General features: G+C 67.8%; 8 protein-coding genes and 1 tRNA gene. 1 reads left to right on the top strand and 8 read right to left on the bottom strand.

Features of this window, described 5'->3' with window-relative positions:
* Nucleotides 1-6: 6 nt before the first annotated feature.
* The 4 genes from glgB to malQ form a co-directional block, all read right to left on the bottom strand.
* The gene (gene glgB, locus ACJMKX_RS06380) at nt 7-2,199 is read right to left on the bottom strand and encodes a 1,4-alpha-glucan branching protein GlgB (protein ID WP_405222637.1); all 2,193 of its coding nucleotides are present in this window, start codon (nt 2,197-2,199) and stop codon (nt 7-9) included.
* A complete protein-coding gene (locus ACJMKX_RS06375; protein ID WP_405223788.1) occupies nt 2,183-3,721 on the bottom strand; it encodes a glycogen synthase in 1,539 nt (512 codons plus the stop codon). Before ACJMKX_RS06375 ends, glgB begins: the two co-directional genes overlap by 17 nt.
* A 37-nt stretch (nt 3,722-3,758) precedes the next feature.
* Complete coding sequence (glgC, locus tag ACJMKX_RS06370; RefSeq protein ID WP_405223786.1) at nt 3,759-5,039, bottom strand: glucose-1-phosphate adenylyltransferase; 1,281 nt, start codon at nt 5,037-5,039, stop codon at nt 3,759-3,761.
* An 87-nt stretch (nt 5,040-5,126) separates the two neighbouring features.
* Nucleotides 5,127-6,683, bottom strand: a complete 1,557-nt coding sequence (gene malQ, locus ACJMKX_RS06365; RefSeq protein ID WP_405222635.1) for a 4-alpha-glucanotransferase — start codon at nt 6,681-6,683, stop codon at nt 5,127-5,129.
* 270 nt (nt 6,684-6,953) lie between these two features.
* Between malQ and ACJMKX_RS06360 the strand changes: the two genes are divergently transcribed.
* Entirely contained in the window at nt 6,954-7,778 is an 825-nt protein-coding gene (locus ACJMKX_RS06360; protein WP_405222632.1) for an HAD family hydrolase, read from the top strand.
* Between the two features lie 42 nt (nt 7,779-7,820).
* On the opposite strand, the gene ACJMKX_RS06355 is transcribed toward ACJMKX_RS06360, so the two are convergent.
* From ACJMKX_RS06355 to ACJMKX_RS06340, 4 genes are all read right to left on the bottom strand, one after another.
* Nucleotides 7,821-7,897 (bottom strand) — tRNA-Pro (locus ACJMKX_RS06355).
* Between the two features lie 166 nt (nt 7,898-8,063).
* A complete protein-coding gene (locus ACJMKX_RS06350; RefSeq protein ID WP_405222631.1) occupies nt 8,064-10,715 on the bottom strand; it encodes an AMP-binding protein in 2,652 nt (883 codons plus the stop codon).
* Nucleotides 10,712-13,408 carry a cation-translocating P-type ATPase gene (locus ACJMKX_RS06345; protein ID WP_405222628.1) on the bottom strand — a complete coding sequence of 899 codons (2,697 nt, stop codon included), beginning with the start codon at nt 13,406-13,408 and terminating at the stop codon, nt 10,712-10,714. Before ACJMKX_RS06345 ends, ACJMKX_RS06350 begins: the two co-directional genes overlap by 4 nt.
* A gap of 13 nt (nt 13,409-13,421) precedes the next feature.
* The gene (locus ACJMKX_RS06340; protein ID WP_405222625.1) at nt 13,422-16,556 is read right to left on the bottom strand and encodes an efflux RND transporter permease subunit; all 3,135 of its coding nucleotides are present in this window, start codon (nt 16,554-16,556) and stop codon (nt 13,422-13,424) included.

The raw sequence follows: 16,556 nt of genomic DNA, 5'->3' as shown, positions 1-16,556 counted from the left end.
TCTCCGTCAGGAATTTCGGGTGGAAGGCCCGAGTATAAGCGTTGCCAGCGCCGGTAGCGTCAGGCAGAGGCTCTGATCGCGGCCGTGACTGACCACGGCCTCGGCGTCCCGCGGGGGATTATGCAAACCCGAGCCGCCGTAGCCCGTGGCGTCGGTATTGAGGAGTTCCTCGTAGCGCCCGGGTTCGGGCACCCCTATACGATAGTCCTGGCGCACGACCGGCGTCATGTTGGCGACGCAGATCACGAAGCCGTCCGAACGGTCGCGCCGGATCCAGGAGAAGATGCTGTTGTCCCGATCGTCCCAGGCGATCCACTCGAAGCCCGCGGGCTCGAAGTCGATCTCGTGCAGCGCGGGCGTGCGCCCGTACAGCACGTTCAGGTCGCGCAGCAGGCGCTGGACGCCCTGGTGCACCGGGTACTCGAGCAGGTGCCAGTCCAGCGAGCGGTCGTGGTTCCACTCGGCATACTGGGCGATTTCGTTGCCCATGAAGAGCAGCTTCTTGCCCGGGTGCGCGTATAGGGTGGCGTAGTAGGCACGCAGGTTGGCGAAGCGCTGCCACTCGTCGCCCGGCATGCGCCCGAGGATGGAGCGCTTGCCGTGCACCACCTCGTCGTGGGAGAGCGGCAGCACGAAATTCTCGTTGAAGGCGTAGACTAGGCCGAATGTCATCTTGTCGTGATGATGGCGGCGATGCACCGGGTCTTCGGACATGTATGCCAGGGTGTCGTTCATCCAGCCCATGTTCCATTTGTAGGTGAAACCGAGGCCGCCGGCCTCGACGGGCCGCGAGACCCCCGGCCACGCCGTCGACTCCTCGGCGAACGATACGGCGCCGTGTGCGTGGATCTCCGTGTTGAACCGGCGCAGGAAGTCCACGGCCTCCAGGTTCTCGTTGCCGCCGAGTTCGTTCGGCACCCACTCGCCGTCCTCGCGCGAATAATCGAGATAGAGCATGGAGGCGACGGCGTCCACCCGGATACCGTCGATATGGAATTCGTCGACCCAGTACAGCGCGCTGCCGATGAGATAGTTCACGACCTCGCGCCGGCCGAAGTTGAAGATCAGCGTCCCCCAGTCGGCATGCTCGCCCTTGCGGGGATCCTCGTGCTCGTACAGCGCCGTGCCGTCGAAGCGGCGCAGCCCGTGCTCGTCCTTCGGGAAATGCGCAGGCACCCAGTCGACGATGACGCCGATGCCGGCGGCGTGGCAGCGGTCGACCAGATAACGGAAGTCGTCGGGTTCGCCGAAGCGCTGGGTGGGTGCGAACAGCCCGATGGGCTGGTAGCCCCAGGAGCCGTCGAACGGGTGTTCGGTGACCGGCAGGAACTCGATGTGGGTGAAGCCCATGTCGGTGACGTAGCGGATCAGCTCGTCCGCGAGTTCCCGGTAGCCGAGATAGCTGCCGTCGGCCCGGCGGCGCCAGGAGCCCAGGTGTACCTCGTAGATGGCGAGCGGCGCCGCCAGGTCGGGCGTCATGGAGCGGGTGCCCATCCAGGCGTCGTCCTGCCAGTCGTAGCCGCTCCGGTAGACGATGCCGGCGTTGCCCGGCGGCGGCTCGTGATAGCGGGCGAAGGGGTCCGTTTTGAGCGGCAGCAGGCGGCCGTCCCGGTCGAGCAGTTCGTACTTGTAACGTGTCCCCTGTCCGACGCCGGGCACGAACACCTCCCAGATGCCGTTGGCCGGATGCAGCCGCATCATGTGCCGGCGCCCGTCCCAGCCGTTGAAGTCGCCGACCACGCTCACGCGGGACGCATTCGGCGCCCAGACGGCGAAACGCGTGCCGGCGGCACCGTCGATCTCGCGGAGCTGCGCGCCGAGTTTCTCGTAGATCTTCCGGTCGGAGCCTTCACCGAGCAGGTACAGGTCCATCTCCCCCAGGGTCGTCGGGAACCGATAAGGATCCTCGATCTCGTAGCTCTCGCTCTCGTGGGTCGTGATCCGCAGCCGGTAGCGGCGTTTGCGGGCCGGCAGCGGCGCGGTGAAGAGTCCGGACGGGTGGACGCGTTCCATCGTCGCGAGATGGCCGCCTTCGGCGTCGATCAGTTCGACTTCCCGCGCCTGGGGCTGAAGCGTCCTGACTACGCGCAGGTTGCCGACCCGGTGCACGCCGAGTAACGAAAACGGGTCGTGGTAGCGTCCATCGGCTACCGCCGCCATGCCGGCCAGCAGCCGGTCTGTTTCAGTCCTGCGGTTCATAGAGCCTGGCGATGGTGTCACGTGCAGTGCTTGCCCAGTCGAATTTCCTCGAAGCCGCGCGGATGCGCAGGTTCTCCCATTCCGTCTTGTCGCTCGATTTCAGCTCGAGCGCCTGTTCCACCCTGGCGACGAAAGCGGCCGCCTGGGCGCGGGAGGTCGTACCGGAGAAAAGAAAGCCGGTGCGCCCGTCCTCGATCGTATCGCAGAGACCGCCCGTCGCGTGCGCCACCACCGGTTGCGCGGCGCGCATGGCCAGCATCTGGCTGATCCCGCAGGGTTCGAAACTCGAGGGCATCAGGAACAGGTCGCCGCCGAGGTAAAGGGCCTCCGAGAGCATCTCCGAGTAGCCGCGCAGGAACAGCAGCTGCTGGCGGCGTTGTGCGATCGCGGTCACACGCCTTTCGTAAGTGGCTTCGCCGCTCCCGAGCATGATGAGCATACCGCGGGATCCCAGCGCATCCAGCACGTGTTCCAGCGCCGTCCGGCCGTCCTCGAGTTCTTCGAGAAAGAGGCTGACCTTCTGCCCGACGAGCCGGCCGATGCTGACGAGGACGTGCTCGGGCCTGTGCTTCGGCAGCGCCAGCAGTCGATCGCGCGCGGCCCGGTGAGCCGGGTCCTCCGGTGCGTCGTCGCGCCAGACGTTCACCTGCCAGGCCGCCAGGCCGGTCAGGTCGTGCCAGTCGGGACGGCGTCCCGGCGCGCCGCGGTAGTCACAGCCGTTCAGGATGCCGACCAGCCGTCCTCCCCGTGCCGCGTTTCCCAGCTGGCGCTCCAGCCCCTCGCCACCGATGAAGCCGCGCGCCGGGTCGCTCGGCTCGAGGATCTCGCGGGCATAGGTCGGCGATACGGTGCTCACGCGGTCGCAGGTGCGGATGGCGAGCGCCATCGGGTTGATGCAGTCGGGGCTGTGCGGGTCGCCGACGAGGGCCGGGTCCACCTCGAGATCGGGAAACCAGGCGGCGAGCGACGAGGCGTGGCCGTCCAGCGGCCGGGTACCCTGGTAGGAGAGGTTATGGATGGTGAAGACGGTGCGGATCGCGGCGAGGGATTCGTAATCGGGCGCGAAACTCCGGAACAGACAATAGAAGGCGGCATGCCAGTCGTGCAGATGCAGCACGTCCGGCGCCGCCTCGAGGTCGCGGATCCAGCGCGCCGCGGTGGCGCCCAGGAAGGCGAACCGGGTCGCATCCGTCGCGAAGGGGCCGTCCTCCCCGTCATCGGAGTAGATCCTGCCGATGCCGCCGGCGCTGAAGCGCGGATGTTCGAATACCAGCTGGCGTACACCGCCTTCGGGCGGGACAGCTTCGTGGACCTCCACCGTCTCGCTGCGAGCCGCGAAGTCGACGTCCAGCAAGCCGATGCGTCGCGCTCCCGGCAGGGACGAGAAGACCCCGTACGACGGGGTGAGAACGGTCGCCTGCCAGCCGAGTTTCGCGAGCGCCGCCGGCAGGTCGCGGACGACGTCGCCCACGCCGCCGACCTTGCCGCCCGGCAGGGCGCCGTTCTCGGCCGCGAGAAAAATGACGTGCTTCGTGCCGATGCCGGAGATCCTGCTGCTGCTAGCGCGTGAAGTGCAGGTACTGTCCCAGCATGTCCGGCGTGACGAGGGTCAAGCCGGTCCGGGTCACGCGTAAGCCGCGGGCGCGATCTGCTTCCGGATCCTCGCCGACGATCGTGCCGTCCGGGATCTTCGCGCCGCGGTCGATGATGGCGCGGTGAATGCGGCAGTTCTCGCCGATCTCGACGTCGGGCAATACGACCGAGTCGGTAACGCTGCTGTAGGAATTGACCGTGACGCGGGAGAACAGCAGTGAGTTGCCCACGTGGGCGCCGGAGATGATACAGCCACCGGAGACCATGGAATTGATGGCCTCGCCGCGGCGGGTAGCATCGTCGAACACGGACTTGGCCGGCGGCAACTGGGCCTGGTGCGTCAGCACAGACCAGGTCTCGTCGTAGAGATTGAGCTGCGGGGAGACGGAGACCAGCTCCATGTTCGCCTCCCAGAAAGCCTGCAGGGTCCCGACGTCGCGCCAGTAGGCCTGTTCGCCGGTCTCCGCGTCACGAAAGGCATAGGCATAGATCCGGTAGTCCCTGATCACCGACGGGATGATGTTGCGCCCGAAATCGTGGGCGGAGGTCGCGGTATCGGCATCCTTGATGACCTGCTCGTAAAGGAAACTGGTGTTGAAGACGTAGTTCCCCATCGAAGCGAGGCACAGACCGGGCTTGCCGGGGATGGAGTTGGGTTTCTCCGGCTTCTCGTCGAACGCGATGATGCGCCCGGTCTCGTCCACCGTCATCACGCCGAACTGCCCCGCCGCCTCCTCGATGGGTACCTCCAGGCAGCAGATGGTCATGTCGGCACCGAACTCCGCATGCGCGGCGAGGAAGCTGCCGTAGTCCATCTTGTAGATGTGGTCGCCCGCCAGGATCAGGACGTAGCGGGGCTCGTGCGTGCGGATGATGTCCAGATTCTGGTACACGGCATCGGCCGTGCCCTTGTACCACTCGCCGCCCACGCGCTGGGAGGCGGGCAGGATCTCCACGAATTCCTGACTGGCTGCGCCGGCATTCATCCACGACCAGCCCTGCACCAGGTGGCTGATCAGGGAGTGGGCCTTGTACTGGGTCAGCACGCCGATGCGGCGGATGCCGGAGTTCAGGCAGTTCGACAGCGGGAAGTCGATGATGCGGTACTTGCCGCCGAAGTGCAGCGCCGGCTTCGCCCGCCAGGTGGTCAGCTCGTGCAGCCGGGAGCCCTGGCCTCCGGCCAGGACCAGCGCAAGCGTCTCCCGCGTCAGGCGGCTGACGAAACGCGCGTCATCATAGATCTGCATGTCGGCCACGGTGCGGGCCTCTTCGGGTGTCGAATCCAGCCGCTAGTTTGCCAGATCGGCCGGACAATTTCGGGACGGTCGTCGCAATCAGGGATGGTGGCGGGGCGGGGTGCGCTCCGTGGCATCCACCAGGGCCGCCACGTGGTCCAGGAAAGGCTCCGTCACGGCCGCCGGGTCCAGCCGCCAGCGCCAGTTGCCGGCCGAGGTGCCCGGTGTGTTGATCCTCGCCCCGGATCCGAGGCCGAGATAGTCCTGCATCGGTGCCATCGCCAGTCCCGCCCGCGTGGCGAACGCGGCCCGGATCAGGTCCTCGTGGATCGTCTCCGGCGTGCCGCCCGTGATCTCCAGTGCGGCCTGCCGGGCCCGCTCTATTTCCTCCGGCGAGCGCAGGTCGTCGGGGCTGCCGGCGAACCAGCCGCGCGTCGTGTCGTTGTCGTGGGTGCCGGTGTAGCAGACGCAGTCCGCCGGCACCTCGTCCAGCGCGAAGTCCGGGTCCGCGACGGCGAACTGCAGCACGATCATACCCGGAAGATTGTGACGCGCGCGCAGCGCCTCCACCTCCGGCGTGATGACGCCGAGGTTCTCCGCGACGATCGGCAGCTCGCCGAGTTCCCGCCGGATGGCCTCGAAGAGTGCGTCGCCGGGGCCGGGAAGCCAGGTGCCGTCCCGGGCGGTGTCCGCACCGGCCGGCACCGACCAGTAGGCCTCGAAACCGCGGAAGTGGTCGATGCGCACCAGGTCGGCGAGGGCGGCGGCCGCCCGCAGGCGCTCGACCCACCAGCGGTAGCCCGAGGCGGCGTGCTTCTCCCAGTCGTAGAGCGGATTGCCCCACAGCTGGCCGTCTGCGCTGAAGTAGTCGGGCGGGACGCCGGCGACGAATTCCGGCCGTCCGTCCTGGCTGATCTGCAGGATGTCCCGGTTCGCCCAGGCGTCGGCGCTGTCCAGTGCGATGTAGATCGGCATGTCGCCGAACAGCCGCACACCCTGCTCGCTGGCATAGCGGCGGAGGCGATGCCACTGGTGATGGAACAGGAACTGGATCGTCCTGATCGCATCGATGGCGGCGCCGGCGTCCGCCTCGAACCGCGCGAGCGCCGCGGTCTCGCGATGCACGTAACGCGGCTCCCACTCCGGCCACGGCCGTTCGCCGTGCCGCGACTTCAGGATGCGATAGCGCGCGTAGTCGCGCAGCCACGCCGCATCGTGCCGCTCGCAGAAATCATCCCGCGCCGATTTCAGTGCGCTGTCCGCGACCCGGTCGAAGCGGCCTGCAGCCGTTTGCAGCAGCGCCGTCTTAAGCGGGATCAGCGCCCCGTAATCGACGGAGTCGCGGGGCAACGACCGGAGTGGTGCGACCTCGGCCGGGCGCAGCAATCCCGCCTCCAGCAGGTCGCCGGTGGCGATCATCATCTCGTTGCCGGCGAACGTTGACAGCGGCTGGTAGGGAGAGTCGCCGTAGGCCGTGGGGCCGGTGGGCAGGAACTGCCAGACGCCGAGCTCCATGCGCCGCAAGTGGTCGACGAAGGCCAGCGCCTCGCGGCCGATCTCGCCGATACCGAAGCGGCCCGGCAGGGAGGTGATGTGCAGGCAGACGCCGGCCTGGCGGTCCGGCGGCAGGCCTTCCGCCTCGATCTCTTCGCTCATAGGGTTGCCGTCAGTCTCTCTGCCTGGTTCGCGGGGGACTTTAGCACCAGTGCGGCGCTGGCGCCGTCATCCGGGTACGACGTGACGATAGGCTGCTTCTCGCCAGGAAGCGACCATTTTAGCTAGGCCGCTACCGGCCTTTTCAACTAGGCTTCGGTCCTGTCAGCAATGCCCGGACGCCGCACTGTAACGGACGTTAGATTAGAATGTGCCCGGGGCGGGTAGGACGACTCGCAACGCACTCGAACCGACCGGGCAGATTATCTAAAGATGGAACTCGTTGTTTTCGACCTCGACGGTACGCTGCTAAACAGGGCGTCCGCGATCTCAGACTTCACCAGTGAGACGCTGAAGCTCCTGGCCGATCGGGAGATCGCATACACGGTCGCAACGGGGCGCACGTTGCACGGCGCGCGGGCGGTGCTCGACGGACACAGTTTCAGGCTGCCCCAGGCCTACAAGAATGGCGTGGTCATCTGGCATCCTGACACCCGGCGCCTGTCGAGCGTCGCCACCCTGACGCCTGCCGAGCTGGAGCATGTCACGAGCGCCAGCATGACGCAGGGCCTGACCCCTTTCATCTTCACGCTGGCAGAGGGCAACGAGGGCGCCGTGTACCATCCGCCGACCCTGACGCCGATCGAGCGCGAACTCATCGCCCACGTGGGTATGGAAGCGCAGCTTTCCGTACGCGGACTGAACGAACTGCCGCCGGATGCAGTCGTGACCCACGTGAACGCTATCGGCGAGGCGAATGCCATCGCCGCCGTCGTCGCGAGCATCGAGGACGAGCCGGCCCTCGTGGCTTACTCCGGGGTCGCGCTGGAAGGCGATCAGTGGCGCTGGCTGGATATTCATCACAGCCATGCCAGCAAGGGTGGCGCCATCCGGACGCTGAAAGACCTCCTTGGCCTGGAGCGGGTCATCTGCTTCGGTGACAGCGACAACGACCTCAGCATGTTCGAGGCGGCGGACGAGTGTTACGCCCCGGCAAATGCGAACGAAAGGATCAGGTCTGCTGCCACGTCCGTGATCGGCCACCATGATGAAGAGGGCATTGCGCGTTTTCTGCGGGAGCGCTTCACGCTCGGCTAAGGATGCTGGGAACCCCAACCTTGGCCGACCAGCCATTATGACTGGTCGGGGTGAGAGGATTTGAACCTCCGGCCCCTGCCTCCCGAAGACAGTGCTCTACCAGGCTGAGCTACACCCCGATTCCGTTTGGATCGTCGGCCGCGGAAGGCCGACGGTGCCGTGCGGAGCGCCCGTAAGTACCGGTTCGGGAAGAGACTTTCCGGTCTCCATACCGGCGGACAGCTGCCGCAGAGGGCGGGTAGTGTACTTGAGCGGCCCCGCCGACTCAATCGGCGCGAGCGCCTTTCAATCGTGGTCCTGCAGGTCCCGGATGGCCCAGCGAAGGCCGTCCAGGATGCGGTCGCGATCGTTCTCGCCGGCGCCGCGGTCGTGGAGGTCCTGCACACTGATCCCCCTGCCGTAGCGGACCACGATGCGTGACGGGCGCGGCAGACGCTGTCCCCTCGGCCAGGCTTCGAACGCGCCTTCGATGGAGACGGGCAGCACCGTGACTTCCGGTGCATGTTCCAGCAGCACGCCGATGCCGGGGCGCAGCGGCTGCAGCTCGCCGTCCCGAGAGCGCTCGCCCTCGGGGAACCAGACCAGGACGCGGTTGCGGTCCAGCGCGGACTTGGCAAAGGCCAGGCTGGAGACCACCGTGCGGCGCGGGTCGATCGGGATGACGCGGCCCAGCCGGCTGAAGCCGCGGAAGACGGCGTTGCTGTAGGCCCAGCCGGTCCAGCCGCCCCAGAATGTGTCCACACGCAGGTCGGGCGGGAGCGTGGCCGCCAGCACGAAGGGATCCAGGAAGCTCGCGTGATTGGGGGCGATCAGCAGCGGCCCGGACTCCGGCGGCGGCTCGCCGGAGGCACTCACCCGGAACGCCGCTCGCATCAGGCCGGTGTTGACGGCATAGGCGGCCCGTGCGGTGATGGCGCTGGCCCGGGAGCGCGGTTCGAGCCATTCCTTCTGCTCGTCGGTGAGTACCGAGTCCGGCTGTTCGAGCGGCGTATGCAGTTCCTCGACGGATTCCTCCTTTTCTGCGACGGCGGCGAGCATATCCCGTACGGTCTCGATGCCCGCAATGTCGTCTTCGCGCAGCTCGGCGCCGGTGCGCCGCGCGATGTCCATGCTGAGGTCGAGCCAACCGAGGGAGTCGACGCCGAGCTCGAGCTGGAAGCTGGTGTCCGGCGTCAGGCGCATCCGACGGTAGCGCTCCGCCAGCAGTTCCCAGGCCTTGCGGGCGCGCTCGTTGCGCAACAGCTCCCGGTCCTCGGCGGCCATGTCGTCGATGGCCATGGGCTCGCCGCCTTCCGCATCCTCGCCGTCGGCCAGGGACTCGTAGCGCTCCTCGAGTTTGTTCCGCCGTATCTTGTCCAGCCGCGTGCGGTCGAGAGGCTCATGGGTGACGCGGTAGCGGTCGAGGCGCTGATAGGAGGGGAAGGAGCGCGAGCGTTCACGCACGGCCGCGCCGATGGCGTCTTCGGCGGAGCGTGATTCCCGACGCAGCGCCTCGAGGTCCGGGAAGATGACGGCGGCCAGCTGCTCGCCGTCCTTAAGTATGCCGATCTCGGCGATCAGCGGGTGTTCGGCGTACGCCTCCTCCAGGGCCTCGGTACGGATGTTCTCGCCGGAGGCGGTGACGAGCATGGTGCTCTTGCGGCCGAGCACCTGCAGGTAGCCGTCGTCGTCGATGCGGCCGAGGTCGCCGGTTCGAAACCAGCCGTCGGTGAAGGATTCTCGAGTCTCGTCCTCCCGGTCCAGATAGCCCTCGAAGACGCCGGGGCCGCGGACGAGGATCTCGCCGGCGTCGGCGTCGCTGGCCGTCTGCACCGATCGGTCGATGGAGAGCTCGATGCCGTCGACGACCCGGCCCACGGTATCGAGGTGGCCACGGCCCGGCATCTTGATGGTAAGCAGCGGCGCCGTCTCCGTGAGGCCGTAGCCGATGGCCACGTCCCAGCCGATACCCTCCAGCCGGTGGGCGGTGGCGGCGTCCAGCGGCGAGCCCCCCGAGGCGAGCATGCGCAATGTCGGGCCGAGCTGGCGATGCAGGGGCCGCAGCAGGTAGCGGCCCGCATTCACGCCCGTGGCGCGGCGCACCGCGGTGCAGCCGCGGATGAGTCCGTCCATCAATAGCCTGACCGGCGCCGGCAGGCCGTCGATGCGGGCATCCACGCCGGCGAGCAGGGCGGCGTAGAGACGCGGCACGCCCAGGATAATGGTGACGTCGTGGCTCCGTATGGCCCGGATGATGTCCGGACCGGTCAGGCTGGCCGGGATGACGATGGGGATGCCGAGGGACAGGGGCGCCAGCGTGCCGATGACCAGGGGGTAGACGTGGTGCAGCGGGAGCGGCTGGAGCATGCAGTCGTCGGCGGCGACGAGGCCCGTTTCCTCCACCGTGCGCACCTGGAAGGCCAGATTGCGGTGTTTCAGGGGCACACCCTTCGGCGGGCCGGTCGTCCCGCTCGTGAACAGCAGCAGGGCGGTATCCTCTGCGCCGGGCAGGTCCGGCGCGTCGCCGTCGATGTTCAGCCAGCGCTGCCAGCTACGGGCGCCGCCGTCGCGGTCGAGCCGGAGCACGGTGCCGTCGTAGTCGATCTCCTGCAGGATCGAGGCGCGTTCCTCGTCCGCGACCACGCAGGGGATGTCGGTATCCGCGAAGATGCTGCCGAGTTGTTCCCGCTCCATCTGGGTGTCGATCGGCACGGCCGTGATGCCGGCCCGGAGCAGGCCGAGGAAGACGCTGATCCAGTCCGCGTCCGGCGTGGCGAACAGCGCGACCCGGTCGTAGCCGTCCGCATCGGCGCCGATGGCGACGGCGGGGATTCGGTCCGCGAGTTCCCGGTAGGTCAGGACGGGGTTGTCGCCGCCGTCCGCCTCGACCACCGCGGGATGCTCGCCATGGCCGCCAAGCTCCTCGAACAGTGACGACAGTGTCAGCGACTCGTTCATCCGGTCTCCCTGCCGGGCTCCGCCCGGCGATGGATCAGCTTGGCGATCTCGTCGACGAACAGCAGGGAGACGGCGATCGGCAGCAGGGTCAGCCACGCACCGGCGGAGACGGGCCCGATGCCGAGGACATCGCTCAGACCGGGCACGAACATGGCGCCGATGTGGACGCCGTGCGCCGCGACCACCGCCGCCACCAGCAGCAGGTTCGCCGTGAGCGGCACCCGGAACGCCGAGCGCCGCTCCGAGCGGCAGCTGAACGCGTGCACGTTCTCGAAGAGTACCATCAGCAGCAGCAGCAGGTTGCGCGCCTCGTGCTCGCCGTAGCCGGCCTGGAGCAGATAGTAGTACACGGCGAAGGCGACGCCGCCGATGTACAGTCCGGAAGTCAGGGTGTGGCGGATCATCAGCCGGTCGAAGATGGGCTGGTCCGGGGAGCGCGGATTGCGTTTCAGGACACCGGGTTCGGTCTTCTCGAACGCGAGTGCCACGTCCTGGATGCCGTTGGTGACCAGGTTCAGCCACAGCAGCTGGACGGGATTCAGCGGCAGTGGCAGGCCGGCGAAGATGGCGAGGAAGAACAGCAGCACCTCGCCGGCGCCGGTTGCGAGCAGCAGCCAGGTGACCTTGCGCACGTTGTCGTAGGCGCCGCGGCCTTCCTCGATGCCGTGCACGATGGAGGCGAAGTTGTCGTCGGTCAGGATCAGCGCTGCCGCGCCCCGCGCCACGTCGGTGCCGCCTTCGCCCATGGCCACGCCGATGTGGGCGCCTTTCAACGCGGGCGCGTCGTTGACGCCGTCACCGGTGACGGCGACGAAGTGGCCGGCTTGCTGCAGCCGCGCCACGATATCCGTCTTCTGCGTCGGCTCGACTCGCGCGAAGACCCTGGCCCGGGCGATGCGCCGGTCGTATTCCTCCGGGTCGTCGTCTTGCAGGTCTTGCAGTTCCCGTCCCGTCACCGCCTCGTCGTCCTCACCCGCGATACCCAGTTCCCGCGCGATGGCGAGGCCGGTGCGGGGATGATCGCCGGTGATCATGCGCACCTCGACGCCAGCCGAGTGGCAGTGCCCGATGGCCTCCGGTACCTCCGGACGCACGGGGTCGATGAGGGCTACGAGACCCAGGAAGTCCAGGCCGGTCAGATCGTCGTCGCCGGGGTCGTCACTGTCGGTATGCCCGGCGGCCACGGCCAGCACCCGGAAGCCTCGCTCGGCCAGGCCGGTTTCCCGTTCGGCGATTTCCTCCGCGTCGATGCCGCTGCACATCCCGGAGACCACCTCGGCAGCTCCTTTCACGTACAGGCGTGTGCCGTCATCTCCCTCGTGGAAGCTGGCGGCGTAGCGGCGGCTGGACTCGAACGGGATATCGCCGGTCTGCCGTCGATCCTCGAGCAGCTCCTGGCGATCGAGATCCAGTTTCGCGCCGAGCACCAGGAAGGCGATGTCGACGCTGTCGCCTGCCACCTCCGGCTCGTCGTCCCCGCTCTCGCCGGCTCGCAGCTCGCCCTCGTTGCACAGGACGCCGGCCGTGGCGAGGCGGAGCAGCGCCTCCCGGTCGTCTTCGTCCGCCTCGTTGCCGTCGCTGTCCGTAATGGTGCCTTCGGGGCGGTAGCCTTCGCCCTCGACTTCCAGTTCCGTGCCGCCCGGCAGCACGATGCGCTTGGCCGTGAGCACGTTGGCGGTAAGGGTGCCGGTCTTATCGCTGGCCACCAGTGTGCAGGCGCCCAGGCCCTCGACCGCCTGCAACTGGCGAACGATGACGTGGCGCCGTGCCATGCGCGTGGAGGCGATGGAGAGCGCGACGGTGATGGCCACCGGCAGCCCGGCCGGGATGGCGGAGACGGCCAGCGCGACGCCCAGATAGAAGATCTGCAGGAGCTCTGCGCCGCGCCAGAACTGGACCGCTGACAGTAGCGCCACCGCGGCGAGGACGAGAATGGCGATGCGACGGGTGAAGCGGCGCAGCCTCAGCACCAGCGGCGGCGCCTGGTCTTCTTCACTGAGCGACTCGGCGATACGGCCCACCTCGCTGGCGGCGCCCGTGCGGCAGACCACGCCCTCGCCCTTGCCGTCGACGACGGCGCTGCCGGCGTGGACGAGGGTCTCGCGCTCGCCCAGCGGCGTGTCCTCGTCCAGCGAGGCGTCGGCGTCCTTCGGTACGGCCAGCGACTCGCCGGTGAGCATGGACTCGTCCGCATGCAGGTTGTCGCCGCGCAGCAGGCGGATGTCGGCGGGCACGGAATCGCCGGCCTCCAGCAGCACCACGTCGCCGGGTACCAGCTCGCCACTGGGCACTTCTCTCTCCCGTCCTTCCCGCCGCACGCGCACGCGGATGGCGAGTACCTCGCGCAGGGCGGCGGCGCTGGTCTCCGCCCGGTATTCCTGCCAGGCACCGATGCCGGCGTTCAGCGCCAGGACGGCGAAGATGAAGAGTGCGTTGTTGATGCTGCCGATGGCCAGCGAGACGCTGCCGGCGATCAGCAGGATGTAGATCAGGGGATCGCGGAACTGGCGCAGCACGACCAGCAGCAGTCCTGCGTGGCCTTCCCTGGGGAGTTCGTTGGGGCCGAACTCCGCCTGCCGTTTACCGACCGCGTCCTCGCCCAGACCCTGCCCGTCGCTCTCCAGCCGGTCGAGCGCCTCGTCCGCCGGCAGCGAGTGCCAGGGTGTCCCGGTTATAGTGTCGGCATCGATCAACGGCTCGGTCGTTCTACTCCTTCTCGGGGCGACGCCACTCCAGCGCCGTGACTGTGAGCGCGGGCAACATGGTCAGTGATACCACGGCGGCGCCCAGGATGCCGAACAAAACGATGGCGCCGACGCCCCGGTAGAGCTCCGTGCCCTCGCCGGGCATGAACACCAGCGGCGACAGGCCGCAGATGGTGGTCAGCGTGGACATGGCGATGGGCCGCAGCCGCACGCGCACCGCCTCGCGCACGGCCTCCAGCGCCGAGACGGAGGTCTCCCGGATCTGCCGCATGGCCCGGTCGACGATCAGGATGGGGTTGTTCACGACGGTACCCATCAGGATCAGGAAGCCGAGCATGGAGATCATGTCGAAGGGCTGGCGTATCGGGTTCAGGCCGACGAGCGGCAGGGCGGACCCTACCAGGTTCAGCAGCACCAGGCCGACGATGCCGCCGGCGATGCCGAGCGGGATGGTGGTCATGATCAGCAATGGATAGCCCCAGTGACGGAAGATCGCCACCAGCAGCAGGAAGACGATAACCAGGGCGACAGGGTAGTTCTCCGCCAGGGCGGCCTGGGTGGCAGCCAGCTGGTCGCTGGCGCCGGAGATATCCACGTTGACGCCGGCGGGCAGCCCGCCGGTCTCGCGCAGCTGGCCGATGACCTCCGAGCGCATCATCTCGACGCCCGTCTCCAGCGCGATGCTCTCCGGCGGGATGACGTTCAGCGTCACCGTCCTCTGGCCGTTCACGCGCCTGACGGTGCTGGTGTCCACGGTCTCCTCGATGGCGACCAGCGCCGACAGCGGCAGCACCGTGCCGCGAGGCGTCCACACCGGCAGGTCGCCGATGTCGTCGAGCCTGGCCTCGGTGCCGCGTCGGCCGAAGAGGTAGATGTCGATCTTGTCGTCGTTCTGGAAGAACTCGTCAACGAAGGCGCCGTCGGTGAGTGCCGCCACCGTCAGGCCCACGTCGGCGGCACTCATTCCCAGTTCCGAGGCACGGTCCCAGTCGGGCCGCACCTCAACCAGCGGCTGCGACAGCGCGAGGGAGGAGGGGTTGGACTGGATGCGCGGGTTGCCGAACACGTCCTGCGAGCGCCGGTAGGCCGCCAGTGCCGCCTCGTAGATCACCGTCAGGTTCGGACCGGAGATGTCCAGGTTGATGGAGCGGGTGCCGCCGTCGTTGCTGGTGATGATGGAGCCCCGGGAGGCGAACGCCCGCATGCCGGGGTAGCTCTCGTACTTGTCGGTGAGCACCTCCATCAATGCATCGATGTGGTCCGGGTCGACCGGCTCGGTAATGATGCGCATGCCATCCGCCTCGATGCCGAGGTTGAGGTAGCGCAGCGCGGGCACCGGCGCCTCGCCGGTGTCGAAACGGTCGGGGTCGTCGCCGACGAAGTCGAGGAAGTAGTCCTGTATCTCCAGGCCGATGTCCGCCATGGTCTCCAGGTTGTAGCCCGGCGGCGCGCTCATGCGGGCGAATATCTTGGGCTCCTCGCCCTCGGGCAGATACTCCGCCGGCGGGGTGAGTATGAAAATGACGGCGAGGCTGGCGGCGACCGTGGCGCCGATGGTGCCGAGCCGCCGGGCGCGGGTCGCGATGAGGCTCTCAACTCCGGCCAGCAGCCGCTCCCGCAGGTGTTCTCCCGCCGGCTGCCGCTTGCTCGTCCCGAACTCCAGCCGCGCGCTGGCAGTGGGGATCAGGGTGATGGCCACCAGCATGGAGGCCAGGATGGAGGCGGCGATGGCGATGGCGATGTCGGAGTAGAGCTGGCCGGCTTCCTCCTCGATGAACACGATGGGCGTAAACACCAGGATGGTGGTCAGCGTGGAGGCGAGTACCGCCGGCCAGACGTTGCGCACGCCCGCGATAGCCGCCTTGAACCGGTCCAGCCCGCGGCGGCGCTCCAGTTCGATGCTCTCGATGACGACGATGCTGTTGTCCAGCGTCATGCCGATGGCGAAGGCGACGCCGGCCAGCGAGATGACGTTGATGGTGCGTCCCGTTACGAGGAGGCCGATGAACGCGGCGATGGTGCAGATGGGGATGCCGATGACGCCCACCAGGGTGGCGCGGCCGGAGCGCAGGAACAGATACATCACCAGCGTGGCGAACAGCGCGCCGAGGCCGAGGTTCAACCAGACGTTGGCCACCGAGGCCTCCACGTAGCCGGCGTCCTCGGCGGTTAGCTCGAGTTCCATGCCGGCCGGGTTCAGGAGGTCGGCGTTGATGTCCTCCACCGCATCCAGCATGGCGTACTTGATGTCGATGACGTTGGAGCCGGTCTCCCGGCGCACGAACAGGCTGATCACCGGGTCGCCGTCCACGAACGAGAGATCGCGGATCTCGAAATGATCGAGCTCCACCCGGGCCACGTCTTCCAGCCGGATGATCGTGTCGCCGCGCCGCTCGATGATCAGCCCCTCGAGGTCGGCGACGTCGCCGAAGCGTCCGACGGTGCGCAGAAGATAACGGCGCTTGCCGCTCTCCACTTCGCCGGCGGAGATGTCCTGGTTGCGGCTGCGCACGGCGTCGCGGACGTCGCTGATGGAAAGCCCCCGATCCGCCAATCGGGAGGGGTCCAGCAGAATGCGGATCTGGCGTTCGGCGCCGCCGCCGACGCCCACCTGGGCCACGCCCGGCACGCTGGACATGCGCGGGCGCACGTTGTCCTCGATGAAGTCCCGCATCATGTCCATGTCGAGCGAGCGGGGGTTGCCCGACAGCGGCGAGACGCGGAAGAACATGAAGGCGTTCGAGGAGAAGCTGGTGGCGTCCACCCGCGGCTCGTCTACGTTCAGGGGGTAGGAGGGCACCTGGGTCAGTGCGTTGTTGACCCGGATCAACGTCTGGGTGATGTCCACGCCGAAGGGGAAGTCGAGCTCGATGCGGGCCTGGCCGCTCGAAGCGGTGGCCTCGAGTCGCTGAAGGTTCGGGATATTGCGGAGATACTCCTCCTGCTCGATCAGGATTTCCTTCTCGATATCCTGCGGGGTCGCGCCCGGCCAGGAGGTGCGCACGGAGATGGTCCGCACCTCCAGGTCCGGGATCATCTGCACCGGGATGCGCAACGCGGCCACCAGCCCGATGACCGTTATGATGAGCGCGGCGACGGTGGTCAGGATGCCGTTGCGGACGATGGCCTCGAACAC

The sequence above is a fragment of the Lentisalinibacter sediminis genome (assembly GCF_040706615.1).
Taxonomy (GTDB): Bacteria; Pseudomonadota; Gammaproteobacteria; order Steroidobacterales; family Woeseiaceae; genus Lentisalinibacter; species Lentisalinibacter sediminis.
This window is presented reverse-complemented; position numbering and strand designations above follow the sequence as displayed.

What these genes read in the sequence shown, in the direction of transcription:
- ACJMKX_RS06350 (WP_405222631.1), bottom strand. Translation starts at nt 10,715, where the DNA reads ATGAACGAGTCGCTGACACTGTCGTCACTGTTCGAGGAGCTTGGCGGC.
- ACJMKX_RS06360 (WP_405222632.1), top strand. Translation starts at nt 6,954, where the DNA reads ATGGAACTCGTTGTTTTCGACCTCGACGGTACGCTGCTAAACAGGGCG.
- glgB (WP_405222637.1), bottom strand. Translation starts at nt 2,199, where the DNA reads ATGAACCGCAGGACTGAAACAGACCGGCTGCTGGCCGGCATGGCGGCG.
- malQ (WP_405222635.1), bottom strand. Translation starts at nt 6,683, where the DNA reads ATGAGCGAAGAGATCGAGGCGGAAGGCCTGCCGCCGGACCGCCAGGCC.
- glgC (WP_405223786.1), bottom strand. Translation starts at nt 5,039, where the DNA reads ATGCAGATCTATGATGACGCGCGTTTCGTCAGCCGCCTGACGCGGGAG.